This window comes from Psychrobacter sp. TB20-MNA-CIBAN-0197, from assembly GCF_040309765.1.
In the GTDB taxonomy this organism is placed as follows: Bacteria; Pseudomonadota; Gammaproteobacteria; order Pseudomonadales; family Moraxellaceae; genus Psychrobacter; species Psychrobacter submarinus.
Genome location: NZ_JBEOPC010000279.1, coordinates 1 through 314 on the forward strand (window position 1 = coordinate 1; position 314 = coordinate 314).

At 60.5% G+C, this 314-nt stretch carries 1 pseudogene; it reads right to left on the reverse strand.

Annotated elements, in window-relative coordinates:
• Nucleotides 1-314: pseudogene (gene secA, locus AAEY83_RS13660) on the reverse strand (preprotein translocase subunit SecA); the annotation flags it as partial.

Consider the following 314-nt stretch of genomic DNA (forward strand, 5'->3'; position numbering starts at 1 on the left):
GGGTGGCCACGAGGGTCTTGCCCTCACCGGTGCGCATTTCGGCAATCTTGCCCTCGTGCAGGGTCATGCCGCCGACGAGTTGTACGTCGAAGTGGCGCATGCCCATCACACGCTTGCCGGCCTCGCGGGCGACGGCGAAGGCTTCCGGCAACAGCTTGTCGAGGGTTTCCCCTTTGGCGATACGGGCCTTGAACTCGGCGGTCTTGGCGCGCAATTGATCGTCCGAAAGGGCCACCATTTGCTCTTCGAAGGCATTGACGAGCTGCACCGTCTTGAGCATGCGTTTGACTTCAAGCTCGATCTTGCTTCCAAAA